Below are 23,121 nucleotides of genomic sequence, written 5' to 3' on the forward strand. Positions count from 1 at the left end.
GCGCTCCGTCAGAAGGTGTAGCCGACCGCCGGCGCCTTGTCCTCGAGCACGTCGAGGAGGCGGATCAGGGGCTTGAGTTCGGTGTAGCGATTGGCGGTCTTGCGCACGTAATCCATCACGGTCGGCAGGTCGCCCATGTAGATTGGCTTGCTGTCGCGGTAGTTCAGGCGGCAGAAGATGCCGAGGATTTTCAGGTGGCGCTGCAGGGCCATGAATTCGAAGTCGCGGTAGAAGGCGTCGATGTCCGGATTGACCGGCAGGCCCGCCAGCTTGGCGCTCTGCCAGTAGCGCACCACCCAGTCCAGCACCATGTCTTCGTCCCACTGGATGTAGGCGTCGCGCAGGAGCGAGGCCAGGTCGTAGGTGACCGGGCCGTAGACGGCGTCCTGGAAATCCAGCACGCCCGGATTGCCGTGCTCGAGCCACATCAGGTTACGCGAATGGAAATCGCGATGCATGTAGACCTGCTGCTGCGCCAGTACGTTGGCGGTGATCGCCTCGAATACCTTGTCGAGCTGCGCCTGCTGCTTTTCGTCGAGGGTCAGGTTCAGGTGGCGCCCGATGTACCACTCCGGGAACAGGTTCATCTCGCGCAGCACGAAGGCGCGGTCGAATTCCGGCAGCTTGCCCGGCTGGCTGGCCAGCTGGAATTTCAGCAGCGCGTCGACGGCGCTTGAGTACATGAAGGGCGCGTTATCGACGGTCAGGCGCTGCAGGTAGGTGGTCACGCCGAGGTCGGACAGCAGCAGGTAGCCGCTCTCGACCTTCTGCGCGACGATCGCCGGCACCGTGACGCCGGCTTCCATCAAGAGGTTCTGCACGTGCAGGAAGGCCGGCACGTTCTCGCGCTCGGGCGGTGCATCCATGGCAACCAGGGTCGCGCCCAGCTTGTCCTGCATGGCCGGCACGACGTCGTAGCGGAAGTAGCGGCGGAAGCTGGCATCCGAAGACGCCGGGCGGCCGGTTCCGACTTCCACCAGGCCGGTCGAGGCCAGCCATTCGGTCAGCCCTTGCAGGCGCGCGTCTTTGTCGGCGGAAGTGGAGGAATTTTGATACAAAGAAGACATGAAGCGGCCTGGTGAATCCGGTTGGTTGAGGTAATTCCCATATAATAAGGGATTCATCTCAAAAATACCGCCCTTTATGGCGCACCACGATCTTCCATGAGCTGGTTTACGGCCCACCCATTTCCCCCACGGCAGGTACTCGCGCTGTACGCACTGGCTGCAGCAGCATCCGCGCCCGTGCACGCGCAGACTGTACCGCCCGCACCACAGCCAGCCACTTCACCTGCCGCTGCTACTGCCGCCAGTGAACAGGACCTGCCCATCACGATCAGCGCCGAGGAAATCAACGGGCGGCCCGACCGCCAGCTGAACCTCGAACGCAATGTCGAACTGACACGCGGCCAGACCCGCCTGACGGCCGACACCGCGTGCTACATGCGCGTGGAGGACGAGGTCACGGCCGCCGGCAACGTCAACATGTGGCGCTTCGGCGACCGCTACAAGGGCGACGAGCTGCAGCTCAACCTCGAGACCGGGAAGGGCTATGTGCTGCGCCCCGAGTACCGTTTGCAGTTGAATAACGCCCAAGGCCATGCCTCGCGTATCGACTTCCTCGGCGAGAACGTGGCGCTGGTGCGCGACGGTACCTACAGCACCTGCGAAGGTCCCGACCCCGACTGGTATTTAAAGTCGAGCACCCTGCGCCTGGACAGCGGCCGCGACGTCGGCCTGGCCGGCAAGACCGTCATCTATTTCAAGGATGTGCCGATCATCGGCACCCCGGCCCTGTCGTTCTCGCTGTCGGGCGCGCGCCGCTCCGGCTGGCTCGCGCCCACGGTGGGCTTCGGCTCCAAGGGCAAGGCCGAGATCATGGTGCCGTACTACTTCAACATCGCACCGAACCGCGACCTGACGGTTTATCCGCGCATGATGTTCGACCGCGGCCTGCAGCTCGGCGCCACCGGCCGCTACCTCGGCGTGACCGAGCGCGGCGCCTACCAGGGCGAGACCCATCTTGAGGGCTTGCGCCACGACCGCGAGACCGGCGAAGACCGCTGGCGCGTCGACTCGATCCATACGCAAAGCCTGGCGCCCGGCTGGTCCTACGGCTGGAATTTGCACGGTGCGTCCGATGACGAATACCCGAGCGACTTCTCGCGCACGGTGGCGGTCAGCGCCGAGCGCCAGCTGCTGCGCGAAGTGCGCACCGACTACAGCGGCCAGTACTGGAGCCTGACCGCGCGCGCCCAGAACTACCAGGTGCTGCAAGACCCGGCCGCGGCCACCGATCCGCGCCTGGCGGTGCCGCGCCCCTACGACCGCCTCCCGCAGGTCAACTTCCACGCCGGCCGCTACGACGTGGCGGGCTTCGACTGGGCAGTGGATGCCGAAGCGGTGCGTTTCTGGCATCCGGATTTCGTGCGCGGCAACCGCGCCGTGGTGGTCGGCCAGGTCAGCTACCCGTGGGTGCGCCCCGGCTACTTCATCACGCCGAAATTCATCGCCCACGCCAGCAAGTACGACCTGGACCGCGCCAACTACACCGGCGAGCGCAAGCTCTCGCGCTACCTGAACACCTTCTCGCTCGACAGCGGTATGGTGTTCGAGCGCGACACCACGCTATTCGGCCGCGCCATCACCCAGACGCTCGAGCCGCGTTTGTTCTACGTGCGCACCCCGTACAAGAACCAGGACGCGTTCCCGCTGTTCGATACGGGCCGCGCCGGCTTCAATTATGCGCAGCTGTTCAGCGAAAACCGCTTCGTCGGGCCCGACCGCGTGTCCGACGCCAACCAGCTGACCGCAGCCCTGGTGTCGCGCTACATCCAGCCGGACGGCGCCGAGCGCCTGCGCATGGCCTTTGGCCAGCGCATCTATTTCGAGGAGCCGCGCGTGCGCCTGCCGGGCGAGCCGCTGCACCAGAGCCGCTCGGACGTGCTGCTGGCAGCCTCCGGCCGCATCTCGGAGACCTGGAGCTTCGATAGCGGCGTACAATATGACGCGGCCGGCAGCAGTTTGTACAGCTCGAACCTGAGCATGCAGTGGCAGCCAGCCCGGATGAAGGTCCTGAACGCCGAGTACCGCTACCAGCGCGATGGCTTCCGCAACGTCGATTTTTCGGCGCAGTGGCCGATCACTTCGCGCTGGTATGGTGTCGGGCGCGTGAGCTATGCGCTGCGGTCGTACGGCGTGGGGGGCGCTTCGCCGGTCGGGAAGGGCAAGCTGCTCGAGAGTCTCATCGGTCTCGAGTACAAGGCCGATTGCTGGGTGTTCCGGATGGGTGGCCAGCGTTTCGTGACGGCGGCCCAGACCACCTCGACCTCGGCCTTCTTCCAGCTCGAGCTCAACGGCCTGTCGCGCCTTGGCCTGGGCAACGCGCTCGAGACTTTCAGCAAGAGCGTCCCGGGTTATACGCAGTTGAACACCAATGTGGGACGTCCTTAAGGACGTCTTAACCGGCAGTCGCTACACTGCTGCCGGATTACTTGAATATTTATTCACCTGAATGAGTGCTTTCCAGATGACGCGTTCCACCGGTTTTCACCAAGTTAAGCTTGCAACCGCGCTGCTGTGCGCACTGGCCGCAGGCCAGGTATTGGCCCAGGCCGCTGCGCCGGCCGCTGCCGCACCAGCCGCCCCAGCCAAGCAGGGCAGCGGCTTCCTGCCGCCGGCATCAAGCAGCACCAAGGTGATCGATTCGATCCATGTCGTGGTCAACGACGAGGTGATCACCAAGAACGAGGTGCGCAACCGCGCCGTCCAGACCGCGCAGAACCTGAAATCGCGTAACGTGCAGCTGCCGGACCAGGCCACCCTGGAACGCCAGGTGGTCGAGGCGATGATCGTCGAGCGCGCGCAGATCCAGATGGCCAAGGAAATGGGTGTACGCGTCGACGACCGCACCCTCGACGCCACCATCGGCCGCATCGCCGAAGGCCAGAAGATGTCGGTGCAGGAGATGCGCAACCAGATGGAGAAAGAGGGCCTGCCGTATGCGCAGTTCCGCGACGACATCCGCAACGAGATCATGATGACCCGCCTGCGCGAGCACGAGGTCGACGCCAAGATCCAGGTGTCCGAAGCCGAGATCGACACCTACCTGGCCGCCTCGAAAGCCGCCGCGGCCGAGAAGGTCGAGATGAATTTGTCGCAGATCCTGGTCGCCGTGCCCGAGAACGCCTCGCCCGAGCAGATCGCGGCTAGGCGCGCGCGCGCCGAGGAAGTGGCGCGCCAGCTGCGCACCGGCGCCGATTTCAGCAAGATGGCCGCCACCTATTCCGAAGCGCCGGATGCCCTCAAGGGCGGCGAAATCGGCTGGCGCGACCCGGACCGCCTGCCGCCGGTCTTCGCGACCGAACTGCGCAAGCTGCAGCCGGGCCAGGTCACCTCGATCATCAAGACCAACGTAGGCTTCCACATCCTGAAGATGGCGGAAAAGCGCAGCGTTGCCGATGCGGCGGGCGACAAGAACGTGATCCAGACGACCCGCGTCAGTCACATCCTCATGAAGCCGACGCCGACCATGACGGTCGCCGAGGTCAAGCGCAAGCTGCTCGAACTGAAGGAAAAAGTCGACAACAAGGCGTCCACCTTCGAAGACCTGGCGCGCCAGTACAGCCAGGAACCTGCCAGCGCGGCCAAGGGCGGCGACCTGGGCTGGCTGGCGCCGGGCGATGCCGGTCCCGAGTTCGACCAGGCCCTCACCAGCCTGAAGCCGGGCGAGATGTCCGACGTCATCGAGTCGCCTTTCGGTTACCACCTGCTGCGCGTGGTCGAGCGCAAGGCTGAAGACGTGAGCCAGTCGAAGGAGCGCGGCGTGGCACGCCAGGTCCTGCGCGAGCGCAAGATGCAGGAAGCGATGGAAGACTGGATGCGCCAGGTGCGCGACCGCGCCTACGTCGAGTTCCGCGAGGAGCAGTAATCCCATGGCCATGCCGGAGCTGAGCCGGCCGACGCATCGCCCAAGCTTGGCGATCACGGTCGGCGAGCCGGCCGGCATCGGCCCTGAAATCTCGATCCGCGCGGCCTGGGCGCTGCGCGAATCCGCCAACTGCGTGCTGGTGGGCGACGCCGCCTTCCTGGCGCTCACCGCCAGCCTGATCGATCCGGAGATTCGCCTGGCCGCGCTGTCGATCCAGGCGCTGCGCAACGGCGGCCTGCCGCAGTTCGGCAAGGACCGGCTGGCCGTCATCGACGTGCCGCTCGCGGCCCACGTGGTGCCCGGCACGCTCGACCCCGAAAACGGCCGCGCCGTGCTGGCTACCCTGGATCTCGCGATCGAGGGCGCCCTGTGCGGCTGGTTCGAAGGCATCGTGACCGCACCCCTCCAGAAAAGCACGATCAACGACGCCGGCGTGGCCTTCTCGGGCCATACCGAATACCTGGCCGAGAAAACCAATACGCCGAAGGTCGTGATGATGCTGGCCGGGCAGCCGGCCGGCGACCAGGCCTACCTGCGGGTGGCGCTGGCCACCACCCACCTGCCGCTCAAGGACGTTCCCGCCGCGCTGACGCGTGAGAACCTGGCGCAGACCATCGACATCATCGAGCGCGACCTGAAATCGAAATTCGGCATCGCCGCGCCGCGCATCCTGGTCACCGGCCTGAACCCGCACGCGGGCGAGAACGGCTACCTGGGGCGCGAAGAGATCGAGGTCATCACGCCGGTGCTGGAAGCGGCACGGGCACGCGGCATCGATGCACGCGGCCCGTACCCGGCCGACACGCTGTTCCAGCCGAAGTACCTGGCGGACGCCGACTGCGTGCTGGCGATGTACCACGACCAGGGCCTGCCGACCCTCAAGCACGCGACCTTCGGGCGCGGCATCAATGTCACGCTCGGCCTGCCGCTGGTACGCACTTCGGTCGACCACGGCACCGCACTGGACCTCGCTGCGCAAGGCCTCGGGCTGGCCGACTGCGGCAGCATGATCGAGGCGATCCGCGCCGCCATGGACATGGCTGCGGCGCGCCGCCAGTCCAAATAATAAGTAGACAAGCAAGAAAGCACACATGAAACACGTAGCACGCAAGCGCTTCGGCCAGAACTTCCTGACCGACAAAATGGTCCTGAGCGACATCATCGACACCATCGCGCCGCAGCGCGGCGAGACCATGGTCGAGATCGGCCCGGGGCTGGCCGCCATGACGGCGCTGCTGCTCAAGCAGCTCGACCAGATGCACGTTGTCGAGCTCGACCGCGACCTGGTGGCGCGCCTCGAAAAAGCCTACCCGCGCGAGAAGCTCACCGTGCACTCGGGCGACGCCCTGAAATTCGATTTCGGTTCGATCCCGGTGCCGGAAGGGCAGCGCCTTCGCATCGTCGGCAACCTGCCGTACAACATCTCGAGTCCGCTGCTGTTCCACCTGGCCGAGTTCGCACCGCTGGTTGAAGACCAGCACTTCATGCTGCAAAAGGAAGTGGTCGAGCGCATGGTGGCCGAGCCGGGCACCAAGGCCTATGGCCGCCTGTCGGTGATGCTGCAGTGGCGCTACGACATGAGCCTGATGTTCATCGTCCCGCCAACCGCCTTCGACCCGCCGCCGCGGGTGGATTCGGCGATCGTGCGCATGGTTCCGAAACGCGAGATGCTCAAGTGCGACGGCGCCACGCTGGAAAAAGTGGTCGCCAAGGCCTTCTCGCAGCGCCGCAAGGTGATCCGCAACTGTGTTGCGGGCATGTTCACCGAGGCCCAGCTGGTCGAGGCCGGCATCGATCCGGGCACCCGTCCGGAGGCGGTGGGGCTGGAGCAGTATGTGGCGCTGGCTAATTTGCTGTAAGGCTCCGGTTCAACTCATCGGGGCCCTTGTAGGGTGGTCGGCTTCGCCGACCGCGCGTTCAAATTACGTCAATGAACACGCTCCGTGGCTCTTCCACATTCGTTGAACGCGCGGGCATTCGTCATGCCGGGCATTGCCCGACCTGACCCTGCCCGCCCTACGGTCTACTGCAGCGCACAATCCCCGAACATCGCGCATTTCCGCCCCTTCAAGCGCCCATTCCTGCAGTCCGTCGCACCCCGCTGGAGCCAAACACCCCCATTGGCTAAAGTGCATCCATCGACAGCCACTTTACCCAAGAGCGGCTAGCCACTCACCCAGTGAACACCGAAGGAGCACGACAATGAACACCCTCAAGCACATGGAAGCCATTTTCCTCGCCACCCTCGTCCTGGCCGGCGTCAGCGGCTACGCAACGGCAGCCACGACCCGTGCGGCCGAGGCGTATAACGCCCAGGTGTCGGTCGGTGCCTCGCAGGTGGCAGTGGTGAAGGTCAGTGCAAAACGCGGCGCCTGAGAAGTAAAGTTCGACGCAGAGCCGGCACCCTGCCCGGCGAGCGGGCAAAAAAAAAGCCCGCGGTGAGGCGGGCTGAAATCCAATTCTTTTTGAGGAGAGTTGGAGGAGACAGGAGTTAGTATGCTGCGTTACAGCATATTAGTCCAATTCTCCTTTCGAATACGCGACATGCGTTTCGTGAATACCTCAGCGCGGCACGCAGGTAACGTCGATATTGGTCACCGCAGCGTCGCCCATCGTGCCAGTCGGGTTCGACACGGTGCAGAAACGGCCAACCGGCTGGGTCACGATGGTCACGCCGTAGGTCACGCCGAACTCCACTTTCAGGGGCATGATGTATTCGAAAGCGGCGCCGGTGGCCTCGGCCGTCGGCACGATCGATCCGCCGCTGCTGCCGTTGGTCAGCTGCAGGCCGGTGTTGGCCGCAGTCAGGCCGATGATCTTGCCGCCGATGTTATAGGCGTTGACCACACACACGAAGCGCGCATTAATCTGGGTCAGTTCGCCACCCGTGCCGGAGACGCTGCGCGGGAATTGCGGGTTGACGCCGCAAGTCTGGTGTGCCGGATCCTTCTTGATGGAGATATTGAAGGCATCGCCATATTCAAGCCGGTTCGCGAAGGTGAATTCCACCGGGTCAGCAGCCTTTGCCGGGGGCGCCACCGCCAAGTCGCTGCCATTGGTGGTCAGCACCAGGCCCGGGTAGACCACGCCTTCGACTACGCCCTTGATGGAATAATCGTTGTCGTCGCCACCACCACCGCAAGAGGCGAGGCTCAGTGCCAGTGCCAGCGCGCCGGCCGGACGAATCAGGGAAAACTTCATTGAGTCAGCTCCAGGAGAATTAGGTACGGTTGACGCAGGTGACGGCCACGTTGGCGATGTCGTTCGCGCCCGTCACGCCGCTGCCGTTGGCAACCGTGCAGGTCTGGTTGTCGGGCTGGGTCAGGATGGCGACGCCGTAGGGCGCGTCTTCATTCACGCGGGCCATGGCGAAGGTGGTGGCGCCCGCTGCGACCGGGACGCGGTCCGCACCATTGACCAGCACCAAGTTGTTGCCCGTCAGGCCGGAGACCGTTCCGGTCAGCGCATGGGTCTTGATGGTGCAGACGATGGCCACCGTGGTGATGGTGAACGCGACCTTCCCGGTATTGCGGAATGCCTCGCATTTCTCGGTATTGCTCGGCTTGCCCTTGACCGTGACGTTGTAGTCGGAATCGGTTTCCAACAGCTGGCTGAAGAAGAAGGTTCCCGAACCGGTCGCCGTCGGCGCGACCGTCAGGTCGGAGCCGCCATTGTTCTGCAGGACCAGGCCCGGCTTGGTTACGCCGGAAAACGACCCGCCCAGGCCCAGGTCGCCATCGCTGCCGCCACAAGCGGACAGCGCCAGCGCGCACGCCAGCGCAGCACCGGCACGCAGGTAGGAACTCTTCATAATTTCTCCAAAAATCAACACTGGTGGAATGCACAACCGCGCACGAAGCGGCGCGGCGGATAGATAATCGCCCAACATTTTAGTCCATTTGGCAAGCTGCTGGACGGTTTGCCTTTGTATCGGGGTGTAACCGACGGGCCCGCATTGATTTCTACTTCCGGGCTCGCTATGCTTGGCTGAACGTTTACGGAGCAGACCCCACCATGATCCCCCAGCGCCGCCCCTGGCCCAAAGCCGTCTTGTTCGACCTCGACGACACCCTGTGGCCGATCGCGCCCGTCATCATCGAGGCCGAGCAGGTGTTGTTTGCCTGGTTGCGCGAGCATGCGCCGCTGGTTGCGCAGCAGTTCACGATCGACACCCTGCGCCATGCGCGCCTCGAGTTACTTGCGCGCAAGCCCGAATTCCAGCTCGACCTGGGCGCCTTGCGCCGCGCCGGCCTGATCGCGGCCTTCGAGCAGGCCGGCGAAGATGCCGCCAAGGTCGAGCAGGCGATGACCGAATTCTTCGCCGCCCGCAACGCCGTGATCCCTTACGACGACGTGCTGCCCGGCCTGCTGCGCCTGAAGGGGAGGGTGCGGATTGCCTCGGTCACCAACGGCAATGCCGATTTGCAGACCATCGGCCTGGCGCGCCATTTCGCGGTGTCGGTGGCGGCGCCCAGCTTCGGCGTGGCCAAGCCGGATCCGGCCATCTTCCTGGAAGCCTGCCGCCAGCTCGGCGTCGCGCCGCAGGAGGCGGTGTACGTGGGCGACGACCTGGTGCTGGACGTGCAGGGCGCCCAGCGCGCCGGCCTGCGCGCGGTCTGGATGAACCGCACCGCCAAGGAGAACCGGCAGGCCGGCGAGATCCAGCCGGATGCCGAGGTGCACAGCCTGGACGGGCTGGTCGACTGGCTCAAGCGCACGCACGGATAACTGGCGCAGCGCGCGCCGGAGCGTGCATAATAGTAGCGTACCCTCCCGTCCCTCCTGGAATATGCAACTCGAACCCCGCGCCCAGACCCTGCTCAAAGCCCTCGTCGAGCGATACATCGCCGACGGCCAGCCGGTCGGATCGCGCGCGCTGTCGAAGATTTCCGGTCTCGACGTCTCGCCCGCCACGATCCGCAACATCATGGCCGACCTCGAAGAGATGGGCTATGTGTCCAGTCCCCATACCTCGGCCGGCCGCATCCCGACCCCGCGCGGCTACCGGCTGTTCGTCGACACCCTGCTGACGGTGCAGCACCTCGACGAGCACGCGATGGAATCGCACCAGATGCGCCTGCCGCTGCAGCAGCCGCAAAAACTCATCGCGAACGCGGCGCAGATGCTGTCCTCGCTGTCGCAGTTCGCCGGCGTGGTGCAGAGCCCGCGGCGCGAGTCGGTATTCCAGCAGATCGAGTTCCTCCGTTTGTCGGAGAAACGGATCCTGCTGGTCATCGTCGACCCGCGCGGCGACGTGCAGAACCGCCTGCTGCTGACCGACGCCGACTACACGCCGACGCAGCTCATCCAGTCGGCCAACTACCTGAACCAGAATTTCGCCGGCCTCACCTTCGACGAGGTGCGCCGCCGCCTGAGCGGCGAACTGCGCCAGCTGAGCGACGACATGGGCCGCCTGATGGCGGTGGCGGTGGAAACCGGCAGCGCAGCCATGGCCGAAGGCGACGACATGGTGATTTCCGGCGAGCGTAATTTGCTGTCGGTGTCCGATTTGTCGTCGAACATGAGCTCGCTACGCCAGATGTTCGACATGTTCGAGCAGAAGACCGGCCTGATGCAGCTGCTCGACGTGTCGAGCAAGGCGGGCGGGGTGCAGATCTTCATCGGCGGCGAATCGAAACTAGTGCCGATGGATGAAATGAGCGTGGTGACCGCGCCGTACGAAGTCAACGGCCGCATCGTCGGCACCCTGGGCGTGATCGGGCCGACCCGCATGGCGTACGAGCGGGTGATTCCGATTGTGGATATTACGGCGAAGCTGCTGTCGAATGCGTTGAGCCACTCGTGAGCAGAAGTCTCGTCATTGTAGGGTGGGCGGATTCCGCCCACGCGGTGATAGTTAGGGCATGAATAATCGCGCGGGCAGAATCACCCTGGTTTGACCGCGTGGGCGGGAGGACCCGCCCACCCTACGATTAGCCAGGCAACTCGTCAGCAACCGGGATCACCCCTTGCGCGGGCAAGCCACCTTGATACAGTTCCCATAAATCGCCAGCGAATGCTCCGCGATCTTGTACCCGCGTTCCGCTGCGATCTTGTGCTGGCGCGACTCGATCTCTTCGTCGTAGAACTCCTCGACATGGCCGCAATCCAGGCACACCAGGTGGTCGTGGTGCGAGCCTGCGTTGAGCTCGTAGATGGCCTTGCCGGTTTCGAAGTGGTTGCGGTTCAGCAGGCCGGCCTGCTCGAACTGGGTCAGCACGCGGTAGACGGTGGCCAGGCCCACGTCCATATTTTCCGCTAGCAGGATCTTGTAGACATCTTCCGCCGTCAGGTGCCGAACGGAGCTGTTCTGGAAGATTTCCAGGATTTTCAGGCGTGGCAGGGTTGCCTTCAGGCCGCTGGCCTTCAGGTCGGTGGGGTTGTTGCTCATGTTTGTTGCTCGCATATTGGCGGAGTGCTTTATGATATAGCGTTTTGGAGCTCCCGCTCAAACGTTTTGAGGTTACCTATGCGCGTCAAACCAGCCGTTCTCCGTCGATTCCCAGCCCGGGCAGCCCTTGCGGCCGGCCTTGTGTGCACGCTGATGCTGTCCGGCTGCGCCGCCTGGCGCAACCAGACGCGTCCCGCGCCGCCGGTGAGCACGGACACGGCGGCGATTGCCGCCGACGCACAGAAATCCGCTGCCGCGGCCAACGCCGGCGCCCAGACGGTGCAAGCCACCAAGCTGCAGAAATTCATGTGGATCTTTTCGCCTTACCGCCCGGACATCCAGCAGGGTAACTTCGTCTCGCAAGAGATGCTGGTCCAGCTGAAGGAAGGCCAGACCAAGGAGCAGGTGCGCTTCATCCTCGGCTCGCCGCTGCTGACCGACATGTTCCACGCCGACCGCTGGGACTTCCCGTTCTACCTCGCGCGCGGCAACGGCGAGCTGACTACCAGCCGCGTCTCCATCTTTTTCAAGGAAGACAAGGTCGCGCGCTTTGAAGGCGGCAACCTGCCGACCGAACGCGAGTACATCGACCGCATCGCCGGCCCGGCCAAGGTCAGCACCAAGGCCAAGCAGGAAACCCGTCCGGTCGAACCGGTCAAGGTCGGCGGCGCCCCGGTCATCCAGTAACGAGGCCAAAGCATGACGCAATTGAAGATCGCCGTCGCCGGCGCCAGTGGCCGCATGGGCCGCATGCTGGTCGACGCCATCCAGGCCGCGCCCGATGCCACGTTGGCCGGCGCGCTGGACGTCGCCGGTTCGGCGTCGATTGGCCTCGATGCCGGCGCTTTTGCCGGCCAGGTCACGGGTGTGATGATCCAGTCCGACCTGGCGGCCGCGCTGACGGATGCCGACGTGCTGATCGACTTCACCCGTCCCGAAGGCACGCTGCGCCACCTCGAGTACTGCGCCGCCAACAATGTGCAGATGGTGATCGGCACCACCGGTTTCGACGATGCCGGCAAGGCCGCGATCCGCGCCGCTGGCGAGAAGGTCGGCGTGGTGTTCGCCCCGAACATGAGCGTGGGGGTGAACGTGACCCTCAAGCTGCTGGAGATGGCGGCGAAGAGCTTCAACGAAGGCTATGACATCGAGATCGTCGAAGCGCACCACCGCCACAAGGTGGATGCGCCGAGCGGCACTGCGCTGAAGATGGGCGAAGTGATCGCCGACGCGATCGGGCGCGACCTCAAGCAATGCGCCGTGTACGGACGCGAAGGCGTGACCGGCGAACGTGACCCGTCCACCATCGGTTTTGCCACCGTGCGCGGCGGCGACGTCGTTGGCGACCATACCGTGATGTTCCTCGGGACCGGCGAACGCATCGAGATCAGCCACAAATCCAGCAGCCGCGTCACCTACGCCCGCGGCGCCCTGCGCGCGGCCCGCTTCCTGGCGAACAAGCCGCACGGCCTGTTCGGCATGGACGACGTGCTCGGCTTGAGGAGCTGATCATGGCAACCGTTGAACTCAATGGCTCGGCCATCGTCGACGAGGCTTCCTTCCACGTGGAGAGCCGGCGCGCGTTCGGCTTCCCTGAGTCCTACGCCGACAGCATCGACGCCTGGGTAGATTGCATGAGCTACCTGCGCGACGACGAGAACATGACCAAGTTCACGCTCAAGCAGAACGAAGTGCTCGAGATCGTGATCACGGATGCCGACAAGATGAAGGCCGCGGTTCCCGACCTGTTCGAGGAGATCGCCTTCTGCATCGGCGGGATCAACGAGCGCTATGAGGATTACGGCGACGAGCCGGCGCTGGAGCTGGTGCTGCGCTGATTTTTAGTCGCCGTTGGCCCGGAGCTCGTCCCTAAAGCCTTGGCCGAATAGCGAAGCCCTTTTTACCCCATACCCTCAAGACCGTCATCCTGGCCTTCGCCGGGATGACGGTTTTTCGTTTTGCGGTTCTGATGGCGCTGCATGCCTCGACACTGCAATGCCGCGACACCTCCTCGGGCGTGCCCTTCCATGCCCCCACCTTTCGCCGCAGTGCAAAATGAACCAGTATAATGTTCTGCTCCACTCCCTTTTTCCGTCCGCAGATCACCATGCAAGAAAAATATAGTCCAGCCGAAGTCGAACAGGCCGCCCAGGCCTACTGGAAGTCGATCGAGGCCTATAAAGCCGTCGAACACGACCCGCGTTTCCCAAAAGGCAAGTATTACGCCTGCTCGATGCTGCCTTACCCATCGGGCAAGCTGCACATGGGCCACGTGCGCAACTATACGATCAACGACGTGATGTACCGCTACCTGCGGATGAACGGCTACAACGTGCTGATGCCGATGGGCTGGGACGCCTTCGGCATGCCGGCCGAGAATGCGGCGATGGCGAACAACGTGCCGCCGGCCGAGTGGACCTATTCGAACATCGCCCACATGCGCGGGCAGATGGAATCGATGGGCCTGGCCATCGACTGGTCGCGCGAGATGACCGCCTGCAAGCCGGAATACTACAAGTGGAACCAGTGGATGTTCCTCAAGATGCTGGAAAAAGGGATCATCTACCAGAAGACCGGCACCGTGAACTGGGACCCGGTCGACCAGACCGTGCTGGCCAACGAGCAGGTGGTCGATGGCCGCGGCTGGCGTTCGGGCGCGCCGATCGAAAAGCGCGAGATCCCGATGTACTACGTGCGCATCACCGACTACGCGGACGAGCTGCTCGACCACGTCGACAACAAGCTGCCGGGATGGCCCGAGCGCGTGCGCACCATGCAGGCCAACTGGATCGGTAAATCCACCGGCGTGCGCTTCGCCTTCCCGCACGAGGTCAAGGACGACAAGGGTGAGTTGATCAACGAGGGCAAGCTGTACGTCTTCACCACCCGCGCCGATACCATCATGGGCGTGACCTTCTGCGCCGTGGCGCCGGAACACGCGCTGGCCCAGCATGCCGCCCGCGACAACCCCGAGCTGCAAGCCTTCATCGCCGAGTGCAAGATGGGTTCCGTGATCGAAGCCGACATGGCGACGATGGAGAAGAAGGGCATGCCGACCGGCCTGTTCGTCACCCACCCAATCACGCAAGAGCAGGTCCCGGTCTGGGTCGGCAACTACGTCCTGATCACCTATGGCGACGGCGCCGTGATGGGCGTGCCGGGCCACGACGAGCGCGATTTCGGTTTCGCGCAAAAATATAACCTGCCGATCAAGCAGGTGGTGGCTGTCGAAGGCCAGGAATTCTCGCTGGACGCTTGGGCCGAGTGGTATGGCGACAAGGAAAACGGCCGCACCATCAATTCGGGCAAGTACGACGGCCTCGATTACATCGCCGCGGTCAATGCCGTGGCGGGCGACCTGGCCGGGCAAAACCTGGGCGACAAGAAGGTCACCTTCCGCCTGCGCGACTGGGGCATCTCGCGCCAGCGCTACTGGGGCACCCCGATCCCGATGATCCACTGCGGCGAATGCGGCTCGGTGCCGGTTCCCGAAAAAGACCTGCCGGTCGTGCTGCCGGAACACCTGGTCCCGGACGGCACCGGCAACCCGCTGAACAAGGACGAAGCCTTCCTGAAGTGCGACTGCCCGACATGCGGCAAACCGGCACGCCGCGAGACCGACACGATGGACACCTTCATCGATTCGTCCTGGTACTACATGCGCTATACCTCGCCGGGTTCGAACGAGGCGATGGTCGACGCCCGCAACGATTACTGGATGCCGATGGACCAGTACATCGGCGGCATCGAGCACGCCGTCATGCACCTGCTGTACGCCCGCTTCTGGACCAAGGTGATGCGCGACTTCGGCCTGGTGAAGTTCGACGAGCCGTTCGTGAACCTGCTCACCCAGGGCATGGTGCTCAACGAGACCTACTACCGCGAAGAGGCGTCCGGCAAGAAGACCTGGTACAACCCGCTTGAGGTCGAGCTGACCTTCGACGATAAGGGCCGTCCGCAGAATGCGGTGCTCAAGTCGGACGGACAGCCAGTGAATATCGGCGGCACCGAAAAGATGTCGAAATCGAAGAACAATGGCATCGACCCGCAGGCCCAGATCGAGCAATACGGCGCCGACACCGCGCGCCTGTTCACGATGTTCGCCTCGCCGCCGGAACAGACCCTGGAGTGGTCGAACAGCGGCGTCGAAGGCGCCAGCCGCTTCCTGCGCCGCGTGTGGGCCTTCGGCTACGCACAGCGCGAGCGCATCGCTAGCGCGCTGGCAGGCCAGAAGCAAGGTTCGCTGGACGACGCCCAGAAGACCCTGCGCCGCGAAGTGCACAAGGTGCTGCAGCAGGCCGACTATGACCTGAAACGCATCCAGTACAACACGGTGGTCTCGGCCTGCATGAAGATGCTCAACACGCTGGAATCAAGCAAGCTGGCCGAGGGTGTGGCGTCGGATGCGGTGATCGCCGAAGGCTTTTCGATCTTCCTGCGTTTGCTGAACCCGGTCGCACCGCACATCACGCACGCACTGTGGCAGGAGCTGGGCTATGCCGCCGTCTACGGCGACATCCTCAACGTGCAGTGGCCCGAAGTCGACCCTGCCGCGCTGGAGCAGTCGGAAATCGAGATGATGATCCAGGTGAACGGCAAGCTGCGCGGCTCGGTCAAGGTGGCCAAGGATGCCGACAAGGCGAGCATCGAAGCGGCTGCGCTGGCGGAAGAAGCGGTGCAGAAGTTCATCGAAGGCACGCCGAAGAAGGTCATCGTCGTGCCGGGCAAACTCGTCAACATCGTGGTGTAAGCGATGAAGACCATTGTGATGCGTGCACTCATTGCGCTGCTGGCCGCTGCAACTCTCGCAGGTTGCGGCTTCCAGCTGCGCGGCTCGAACGGCCAGTACAACATGCCGTTCCAGAGCATCTACCTGGCCTTCGCCGAATCCTCGCCGCTCGGTACGGAGCTCAAGCGCAACCTGCGCGCGGGCGACAGCGTGCGCATCGAGAACGATGCCTCGAAGGCGGAAGCGCTGTTCGACGTGCTGGGCGAATCGCGCGGCAAGGCCATCCTGTCGCTGAACAGCCTGGGCCGGGTACGCGAATACTCGCTGAGCTATACGCTGGTGTTCCGCGTGCGCGACGCCAATAACAAGGTGCTGCTGGCCCCGACCGAGATCACCCTGCGCCGCAATATCGCCTTCGACGAATCGCAGGTGCTGGCCAAGGAATCGGAAGAAGCGCTGCTGTACCGCGACATGCAGGCCGACCTGGTGCAGCAGATCCTGCGCCGCCTGGCCGCGATCAAGCCGGTGTGAAGGTGACTCATGCAGCTGCGGCCTGAGGCCCTCGAGGGCCACCTGGCCAAGGGCCTGGCGCCCTTGTACGTGATCACCAGCGACGAACACCTGCTGGCACTGGAAGCGGCCGACCGTATCCGCCGTACCGCGCGCACGCAGGGCTATACCGAACGCGACGTGCTCACGGTGGAGCGCACCTTCAAATGGGGCGAGCTGCTGGCCGCGAACCAGGCGATGTCGCTGTTCGGCGACAAGAAGCTGATCGAACTGCGCATCCCGACCGGCAAACCCGGCAAGGACGGCGGCGCCGCGCTGCAGGCATACGCCAAGGACCTGAGTCCCGACAATCTCACCCTCATCACCCTGCCCAAGCTGGACTGGCAGACCGCCAAGGCGGCCTGGGTGACGGCGCTGCAGCAGGCCGCGGTCTATATCGAGATCCCGACCATCGAACGCCCCGCATTGCCCAACTGGATAGGCGTGCGCCTGGCCAGCCAGGGCCAGAGCGCCGACCGCCAGGCGCTGGATTTCATTGCCGACCGCGTCGAGGGCAACCTGCTGGCGGCGCACCAGGAGATCCAGAAGCTCGGCCTGCTGCACGAGCCGGGCAAGCTGACCTTCGAGCAGGTGATGGATGCGGTGCTGAACGTGGCGCGCTACGACGTGTTCAAGCTGTCGGAGGCGATGCTGCTGGGCGACCCGGCGCGGCTGGCGCGCATGCTCGACGGGTTAAAGGGCGAGGGCGAGGCGCTGCCACTGGTTTTGTGGGCCGTCAGTGAAGAAATCCGCACGCTGCTAAAATTGAAATCCGGGATGCAGCAGGGCCGCCCGCTGGGCGCGCTGCTCAAGGAACACCGGATCTGGGGCCCGCGCGAACGCATGATGGAGCCGGCGGTGCGCCGCGTGACGATCGCCACGCTGGAAGCGGCCTTGCAGGAGGCGGCGCAGGTGGACCGCATGGTCAAGGGCTTGCGCGCCAAGGCGTTTGCGGGGGATGCGTGGGATGCGATGCTCCAATTAGCGTTGAGGGTGGCGCGGTAACGGAATAACCGTTAGCCCGTAGGGTGGGCGTAATTCCGGGCATTGCCCGAAATTACCTGCCCACGCGTTCAACTACACGGTGAATAGATGCGCGTCGGCCATTCCCGCACTGGCTGAACGCGCGGGCGGGGGACCCGCCCACCCTACGAACTGTTATTTGCACGCGCGGGCGTTTGTCATTCGGGCCATTGGCCCAAATGACCCCGCCCACCCTACGAACACCGTAAAACGGGCTACATGATGAATATCACCGAACACATGCACTCCCTGGGCCGCAACGCCCGCGCCGCATCGCGTGCCATGGCCAGGGCCGACGGCGCCACGCGCAACCGCGCACTGCTCTTGATCGCCGACGCCATCGAACGTGACGCGGACCTGCTGCGCGCCGCCAACGGGCTGGATATGGAAGCTGCACGGGCGGGTGGACTCGAACCCGCACTGCTCGACCGCCTGGCGCTGTCGGACGCCGCGATCGACACCATGGTCGCAGGCCTGCGCCAGATCGTCGGCTTGCCCGACCCGGTCGGCGAAATCACCAACATGAAATCGCGCCCGAGCGGCATCCAGGTGGGCCAGATGCGCGTGCCGCTGGGCGTGATCGGCATCATCTACGAAGCGCGCCCGAACGTGACGGTGGACGCGGCCGGCCTGTGCATCAAGAGCGGCAATGCGGCCATCCTGCGCGGCGGCTCGGAAGCCATCCATTGCAACCGCGCGCTCGCGAAACTGGTGAGCGAAGGCCTGAGTGGCGCCGGCCTGCCGCTCGACGCCGTGCAGGTGGTCGACACCACCGACCGCGCCGCCGTTGGCGCCCTGATCACGATGCCGCAGTACGTGGACGTGATCGTCCCGCGCGGCGGCAAAGGCCTGATCGCGCGCCTGATGGATGAAGCCACGGTCCCGATGATCAAGCACCTGGACGGCATCTGCCACGTCTACATCGACGGCAAGGCCGACATCGCCAAGGCGCTACCGGTTGCGTTCAACGCCAAATGCCACCGCTACGGCACCTGCAACACGATGGAGACGCTGCTGGTGGCGCGTTCGGTTGCCCCCACCGTGCTGCCGCAGCTGGCGGAGCTGTACAAGACCAAAGAGGTCGAGCTGCGGGCGGACGCGGAAGCGCATGCGATCCTGGCGGGTTATCCCTGGCTGGTGCATGCGACGGAGCAGGACTGGAGCACCGAATACCTGGCGCCGATCCTTGCCATCCGCATCGTGGAAGGCCTGGACGCTGCGATCGACCACATCAACACCTGGTCGTCGAAGCACACCGAGGCCATCATCACCGAAGACTACAGCGCTGCGCTGCGCTTCCTGCGCGAAGTCGATTCCGCCTCGGTGATGGTGAACGCCTCTACGCGCTTTGCCGACGGATTCGAATACGGACTGGGCGCCGAAATCGGGATCTCGAACGACAAGCTGCATGCGCGTGGACCAGTCGGACTAGAAGGTTTAACATCATTAAAATATGTCGTTTTCGGTCACGGTGAAGTTCGTACCTAAGTACGGAGAGAGCAAATGCTTACTAGATTAAAAGTTCGCGGGTTCAAAAGTTTGGAAGATATTGAGGTCCGTTTTGGCCCTTTTACCTGCGTCGCCGGCGTTAACGGCGTTGGGAAGTCAAACCTTTTTGACGCGATTATGTTTCTTCGTGATCTCGCCGACACGTCAATTATCGATGCTGCAACCCGTATCCGTAATAGCGATCGGCGTAGAATTAATCTTTCGGCATTATTTACACGAACTGCAAGTGTCCAAGCGACCTTAATGGAATTTGAAGTAGATTTTCTGGTTGGTGATAAGGTTGTTGATGACTTCGGGCGTGAAGGGAAGCCAAAGGTGACCTATCTTCAGTATAAGCTTGGATTGAGGTATGTTCCCGCGTCAGGAGCTAGGCCGGAAGGAATTGAGCTTGCGCATGAGTCACTCGATTTTGTTCCCAAGGGTGATGCAAAGCGCCAACTCGGTTTTCCTGTATCGCAGGAGTTTTTTGAGTCAATTTATCAAGGGTCAAGCCGAAGCGATTTCATCTATATCGATAAAGAAAACTCTTTAATTGCAAAAGTTCGACAGGATGGAGGGTCCTCTGGTCAGCCGATTAGCATCCCGATAGAGCGGGCAGAGCGAACAATTTTAAGTAATATTAATACGATTGATCGCCCTACTGCGTTGGCAGCTCGCCGAGAAATGCAGTCATGGATCAATTTGCAATTAGAATCAAGCTCACTGCGGAAGCCCGATGATTTCTCTGCAATTGGTAGAGTTTCGCCAACCGGCGAGCATCTTCCGGCAACATTGCATCGCTTGAAAAAATTCGATGCGGTCGCAGCGCAACTAGCGAATTTGCTGCCAGATATTAAAAGCTTAGACGTTGATATCGACGAGCGGCGAGAGCTGAAAACGTTGTATCTGGAGACCGTCAGTGGAATCCGGCATGAGGCACGAGCACTGTCGGACGGAACCCTTCGTTTTTTAGCACTTGCAATTATTGGTGCTGATCCTGAAGCGGGTGGCGTTATTTGTTTAGAGGAGCCGGAGAATGGGATACATCCCGCACGAATCCCCGCGATTGTTTCTCTATTAGATGATATGGCTGTTGATCCTCAATATGCTATCGGACCGGATAATCCTCTGCGCCAGATTATTATAAATACGCATTCGCCATTGGTTATTCAAAAGCTGCAGACCCAGAGCATAATTGTTTCACAGGCTTACAAAAGTGACGGCGCGTCTCTTTCTTTGTTTTGCCCTATTCTTGGTACTTGGAGAACCAAGGCAAATTTCCAAGAAGAAGAAGCATCGGTTACATTTGGGGCATTGCTCGACTACCTGGGGCCAGCAGAGGAAGATGAAGACGTTACACCTGGGAAGGAAAGCGTGGGCCAATTATTCCATCAGTTAGAAATAGATTGTCGCTAGGTCGATGAGTATTTTTCGTTATACGCTTTTAGCAGATGGAACGTCTGATGAGGTATTGATGCCGATTTTGAGTTGGCTAATCGGACAACATTTTCCTGCTGTGCGTTCAGTCGGAGCTTTTGCTAAGAATTTTGGGAAGGTCGGGAATGATCTTGACTCTCGTATCCGCGCAGCGTTGCAGAACTTTCCTTGCGATTTATTGATTGTTCATCGGGACGCGGAAACGATGTCACATGAGCAGCGTATTGCGGAAGTGGATGTAGTGATGCGTGGATTTAGCGTCAAATATGCTCCCCTTATACCTGTTCGGATGACTGAAGCTTGGCTTCTCGCGGATGAACAAGCAATTCGTTTTGCCGCAGGCAACGCAGGTGGAAATCATCGGCTTGATATACCGCGCCGTGACAAGTGGGAATCATTGCCTGATCCAAAACTAACTTTGTTGACTGCACTTAAAACGGCAAGTGGCAAGACAGGTCGTGCGTTAGATAAATTTAATCCTCAAAAAGCGCGTCATCTTATAACTCCGAGATCTGGTTCGTTTGAATCGCTGAGAGGGCTTAAGGCGTTTGACGCGTTTGAAGCAAATTTGGTTGCTCAGTTAAATGCGATTGCATATGCTCTGGATTAAAGCCTTCCACATCCTCTTCGTCGTCTCGTGGTTTTCGGGGCTGTTCTACCTGCCGCGTATTTTCGTCAACCTGGCCCAGGAAACCAACCCTGCGGTGATCGAGCGCCTGCTGGGCATGGCGCGGCGGCTGTACCGGTTCACGACGATACTGGCGGTGCCGGCGGTGCTGCTGGGCCTCTGGCTATGGCTGGGCTACGGCTTCAGCGGCGGCTGGCTGCACGCGAAACTGGCGCTGGTCCTCGTGACGATCGGCTACCATCACGCCTGCGGGTCGCTGCTGCGCAAATTCGAGGCGGGGCAGAACAAGCGCAGCCACAAGTGGTTCAGGTATTTCAATGAAATGCCGGTGCTGGTGTTGCTGGCGATCGTGATTTTGGTGGTGGTGAAGCCGTTTTGACTGGCACGGCTGTGATTAGCACCGCTGTGATTAGTACCACTGCACTTTGATCCGTCATTCCCGCCACTGGCGGAACTGACTCCCGGCGAAGGCGGGAATAATGCCACTGGCATTATTCCCTTCAAGTTCGTTGGTCCGCCACGAACGTCAAATTAGGTTCCGGCCTTCGCCGGAAGTCGGAGGCGCCAGTGGCGCGTACGACGGTTTTTCGGATAACGGTAAAAACAGCTGCGAGCGACGGTTTTGGGATAGCGGTGTAAAAACGTAGTAAGCGACGGCCCCACGGTTATCGACGCAAGCAAGCCGATAACGCGTAACTCAACAGATTTTTTCAACGGACAAAGGGTACCCCTCATGGCCTCATATTTTTGCCCATGCCCGCGTGGCATGGAAGCGGCGCTGGCCGAAGAACTGGGTGAAATCGCCCAGCAAAGCACTACCCTGAAGGTGCACAACCAGGTGCCGGGCGGCGTGCACTGCTCCGGCTCCATGACCGACGCCTACCGCGTCAACCTGCATTCGCGCATTGCCTCGCGCGTGCTGATGCGCATGGGCCAGCGCAGCTACACCACCGAAAACGACATCTACGACCTGGTGCTCGAGCAGCCCTGGGAAGACTGGTTTGGCGTCGACCACACCATCCGGGTGGACGTCACGGCCGTCAAGTCGCCGCTGCGCAGCCTCGAATTCACCACGTTGAAGATCAAGGACGCCATCTGCGACCGCTTCCGCGATCAGTTCAACAAGCGCCCGTCGGTCGACACGCGCGAGCCGGATATGCGCATCGTCGGCTTCCTCGACCAGCGCAACTTCATCATCTACCTCGACACCTCGGGCGAAGCGCTGTTCAAGCGCGGCTGGCGCGAAGAGACCGGTGATGCGCCGCTGCGCGAGAACCTGGCGGCCGGCATGCTGCGCGTGGCCGGCTGGAAGCCTGGCGTGCCGCTGTTCGACCCGATGTGCGGCTCCGGCACCATCCTGATCGAAGCGGCCCAGATGGTGCAGGGCATCCCGGCCGGCGCGCGCCGCCGCTTCGCGTTCGAGAAATTCGCCGGTTTTGAGCGCGAAGCCTGGGCTGCCATGAAGGCCGAGATCAAGCCGAACCCGCTGCCAAGCGAGCCGACCATCTTCGGCTCCGACATTTCGGGCGACATGGTCGAGATGGCGCGCCACAACCTGAAGATCGCCGGCATCATGTTCGATGTCCCGCTCAAGCAGATCGAGGCGCAGCACGTGTCGCCGCCAACCGAGCAAGCTGGCATCCTGCTGACCAACCCGCCTTACGGCGAGCGGATCGGCGTGCGCGGCGATGCCAGCATGGCGCCGGACGAGATGGCCGTGTCCTTCTATTCCGCCCTGGGCACCACGCTCAAGCAGCGCTTCGCCGGCTGGACGGTATTCTTGTTCACCGCCGACCTGAGCCTGCCGAAACTGCTGCGCCTGAAAGAAGCGCGCAAGACCCCGTTCTTCAACGGCGCGCTGGAATGCCGCCTGTTCCGCTTCGACATGGTCGAGGGCTTCAACCGCCGCGAGGGGGCCAAACCCGCGATGCCGAAGCCGGAATAACA

Annotated in this window: 22 protein-coding genes; 18 read left to right on the plus strand and 4 right to left on the minus strand. The window is 62.5% G+C overall.

Features of this window, described 5'->3' with window-relative positions; all coding sequences use genetic code 11:
* Positions 1–8: 8 nt before the first annotated feature.
* Complete coding sequence (locus HGB41_RS19095) at positions 9–1,067, minus strand: aminoglycoside phosphotransferase family protein (RefSeq protein ID WP_171087431.1); 1,059 nt, start codon at positions 1,065–1,067, stop codon at positions 9–11.
* Positions 1,068–1,163: 96 nt separating this feature from the next.
* On the opposite strand from HGB41_RS19095, the gene HGB41_RS19100 reads away from it, so the two are divergent.
* From HGB41_RS19100 to HGB41_RS19120, 5 genes are all read left to right on the plus strand, one after another.
* A complete protein-coding gene (locus tag HGB41_RS19100; protein ID WP_171087433.1) occupies positions 1,164–3,452 on the plus strand; it encodes an LPS-assembly protein LptD in 2,289 nt (762 codons plus the stop codon).
* A 76-nt stretch (positions 3,453–3,528) separates the two neighbouring features.
* On the plus strand, positions 3,529–4,929 hold the full coding sequence (locus tag HGB41_RS19105; RefSeq protein ID WP_171087435.1) for a peptidylprolyl isomerase: 1,401 nt from the start codon (positions 3,529–3,531) through the stop codon (positions 4,927–4,929).
* Between the two features lie 4 nt (positions 4,930–4,933).
* Entirely contained in the window at positions 4,934–5,995 is a 1,062-nt protein-coding gene (pdxA, locus tag HGB41_RS19110; RefSeq protein ID WP_171087437.1) for a 4-hydroxythreonine-4-phosphate dehydrogenase PdxA, read from the plus strand.
* 25 nt (positions 5,996–6,020) lie between these two features.
* On the plus strand, positions 6,021–6,788 hold the full coding sequence (rsmA, locus tag HGB41_RS19115) for a 16S rRNA (adenine(1518)-N(6)/adenine(1519)-N(6))-dimethyltransferase RsmA (protein WP_171087439.1): 768 nt from the start codon (positions 6,021–6,023) through the stop codon (positions 6,786–6,788).
* Positions 6,789–7,131: 343 nt separating this feature from the next.
* Positions 7,132–7,305, plus strand: a complete 174-nt coding sequence (locus HGB41_RS19120; RefSeq protein ID WP_171087441.1) for a hypothetical protein — start codon at positions 7,132–7,134, stop codon at positions 7,303–7,305.
* 186 nt (positions 7,306–7,491) lie between these two features.
* On the opposite strand, the gene HGB41_RS19125 is transcribed toward HGB41_RS19120, so the two are convergent.
* Together HGB41_RS19125 and HGB41_RS19130 are read right to left on the minus strand one after the other, a co-directional pair.
* Positions 7,492–8,130, minus strand: a complete 639-nt coding sequence (locus tag HGB41_RS19125) for a hypothetical protein (RefSeq protein ID WP_171087443.1) — start codon at positions 8,128–8,130, stop codon at positions 7,492–7,494.
* Positions 8,131–8,149: 19 nt separating this feature from the next.
* Positions 8,150–8,740 (minus strand): hypothetical protein, encoded by a 591-nt coding sequence (locus HGB41_RS19130; protein ID WP_171087444.1) that lies wholly within the window; start codon positions 8,738–8,740, stop codon positions 8,150–8,152.
* Between the two features lie 203 nt (positions 8,741–8,943).
* Here HGB41_RS19130 and HGB41_RS19135 point away from each other — a divergent pair, with 203 nt between their 5' ends.
* Both HGB41_RS19135 and hrcA read left to right on the plus strand, forming a co-directional pair.
* Positions 8,944–9,657, plus strand: coding sequence for an HAD family hydrolase (locus HGB41_RS19135; RefSeq protein WP_171087447.1), 714 nt, complete (start codon positions 8,944–8,946; stop codon positions 9,655–9,657).
* Positions 9,658–9,718: 61 nt separating this feature from the next.
* The gene (gene hrcA, locus HGB41_RS19140) at positions 9,719–10,735 is read left to right on the plus strand and encodes a heat-inducible transcriptional repressor HrcA (RefSeq protein ID WP_171087449.1); all 1,017 of its coding nucleotides are present in this window, start codon (positions 9,719–9,721) and stop codon (positions 10,733–10,735) included.
* A 156-nt stretch (positions 10,736–10,891) separates the two neighbouring features.
* On the opposite strand, the gene fur is transcribed toward hrcA, so the two are convergent.
* On the minus strand, positions 10,892–11,320 hold the full coding sequence (fur, locus tag HGB41_RS19145) for a ferric iron uptake transcriptional regulator (RefSeq protein ID WP_171087451.1): 429 nt from the start codon (positions 11,318–11,320) through the stop codon (positions 10,892–10,894).
* A 141-nt stretch (positions 11,321–11,461) separates the two neighbouring features.
* On the opposite strand from fur, the gene HGB41_RS19150 reads away from it, so the two are divergent.
* The 11 genes from HGB41_RS19150 (at position 11,462) to HGB41_RS19200 (ending at position 23,119) form a co-directional block, all read left to right on the plus strand.
* On the plus strand, positions 11,462–12,007 hold the full coding sequence (locus tag HGB41_RS19150) for an outer membrane protein assembly factor BamE (RefSeq protein ID WP_371868552.1): 546 nt from the start codon (positions 11,462–11,464) through the stop codon (positions 12,005–12,007).
* Between the two features lie 12 nt (positions 12,008–12,019).
* Entirely contained in the window at positions 12,020–12,829 is an 810-nt protein-coding gene (dapB, locus tag HGB41_RS19155) for a 4-hydroxy-tetrahydrodipicolinate reductase (RefSeq protein ID WP_171087453.1), read from the plus strand.
* 2 nt (positions 12,830–12,831) lie between these two features.
* Entirely contained in the window at positions 12,832–13,158 is a 327-nt protein-coding gene (locus HGB41_RS19160; RefSeq protein WP_171087455.1) for a barstar family protein, read from the plus strand.
* A 269-nt stretch (positions 13,159–13,427) separates the two neighbouring features.
* Positions 13,428–16,070, plus strand: coding sequence for a leucine--tRNA ligase (gene leuS, locus HGB41_RS19165; RefSeq protein ID WP_171087457.1), 2,643 nt, complete (start codon positions 13,428–13,430; stop codon positions 16,068–16,070).
* 3 nt (positions 16,071–16,073) lie between these two features.
* Positions 16,074–16,580: an LPS-assembly lipoprotein LptE gene (locus tag HGB41_RS19170; protein WP_171087458.1), complete on the plus strand. Its 507-nt coding sequence runs from the start codon at positions 16,074–16,076 to the stop codon at positions 16,578–16,580.
* A 9-nt stretch (positions 16,581–16,589) separates the two neighbouring features.
* Positions 16,590–17,603 carry a DNA polymerase III subunit delta gene (gene holA, locus HGB41_RS19175; protein ID WP_171087461.1) on the plus strand — a complete coding sequence of 338 codons (1,014 nt, stop codon included), beginning with the start codon at positions 16,590–16,592 and terminating at the stop codon, positions 17,601–17,603.
* A gap of 240 nt (positions 17,604–17,843) precedes the next feature.
* Positions 17,844–19,109, plus strand: coding sequence for a glutamate-5-semialdehyde dehydrogenase (locus tag HGB41_RS19180; RefSeq protein WP_171087742.1), 1,266 nt, complete (start codon positions 17,844–17,846; stop codon positions 19,107–19,109).
* Between the two features lie 15 nt (positions 19,110–19,124).
* Complete coding sequence (locus HGB41_RS19185) at positions 19,125–20,525, plus strand: AAA family ATPase (RefSeq protein WP_171087463.1); 1,401 nt, start codon at positions 19,125–19,127, stop codon at positions 20,523–20,525.
* A 4-nt stretch (positions 20,526–20,529) separates the two neighbouring features.
* A complete protein-coding gene (locus HGB41_RS19190; protein ID WP_171087465.1) occupies positions 20,530–21,156 on the plus strand; it encodes a hypothetical protein in 627 nt (208 codons plus the stop codon).
* Positions 21,143–21,553, plus strand: a complete 411-nt coding sequence (locus HGB41_RS19195; RefSeq protein ID WP_171087467.1) for a CopD family protein — start codon at positions 21,143–21,145, stop codon at positions 21,551–21,553. The genes HGB41_RS19190 and HGB41_RS19195 overlap by 14 nt, the downstream gene beginning before the upstream one ends.
* Before the next feature lie 354 nt (positions 21,554–21,907).
* The gene (locus HGB41_RS19200) at positions 21,908–23,119 is read left to right on the plus strand and encodes a THUMP domain-containing class I SAM-dependent RNA methyltransferase (RefSeq protein ID WP_371868553.1); all 1,212 of its coding nucleotides are present in this window, start codon (positions 21,908–21,910) and stop codon (positions 23,117–23,119) included.
* Positions 23,120–23,121 lie beyond the last annotated feature (2 nt).

The sequence above is a fragment of the Telluria aromaticivorans genome (assembly GCF_013003915.1).
Lineage (GTDB): Bacteria > Pseudomonadota > Gammaproteobacteria > Burkholderiales > Burkholderiaceae_D > Telluria > Telluria aromaticivorans.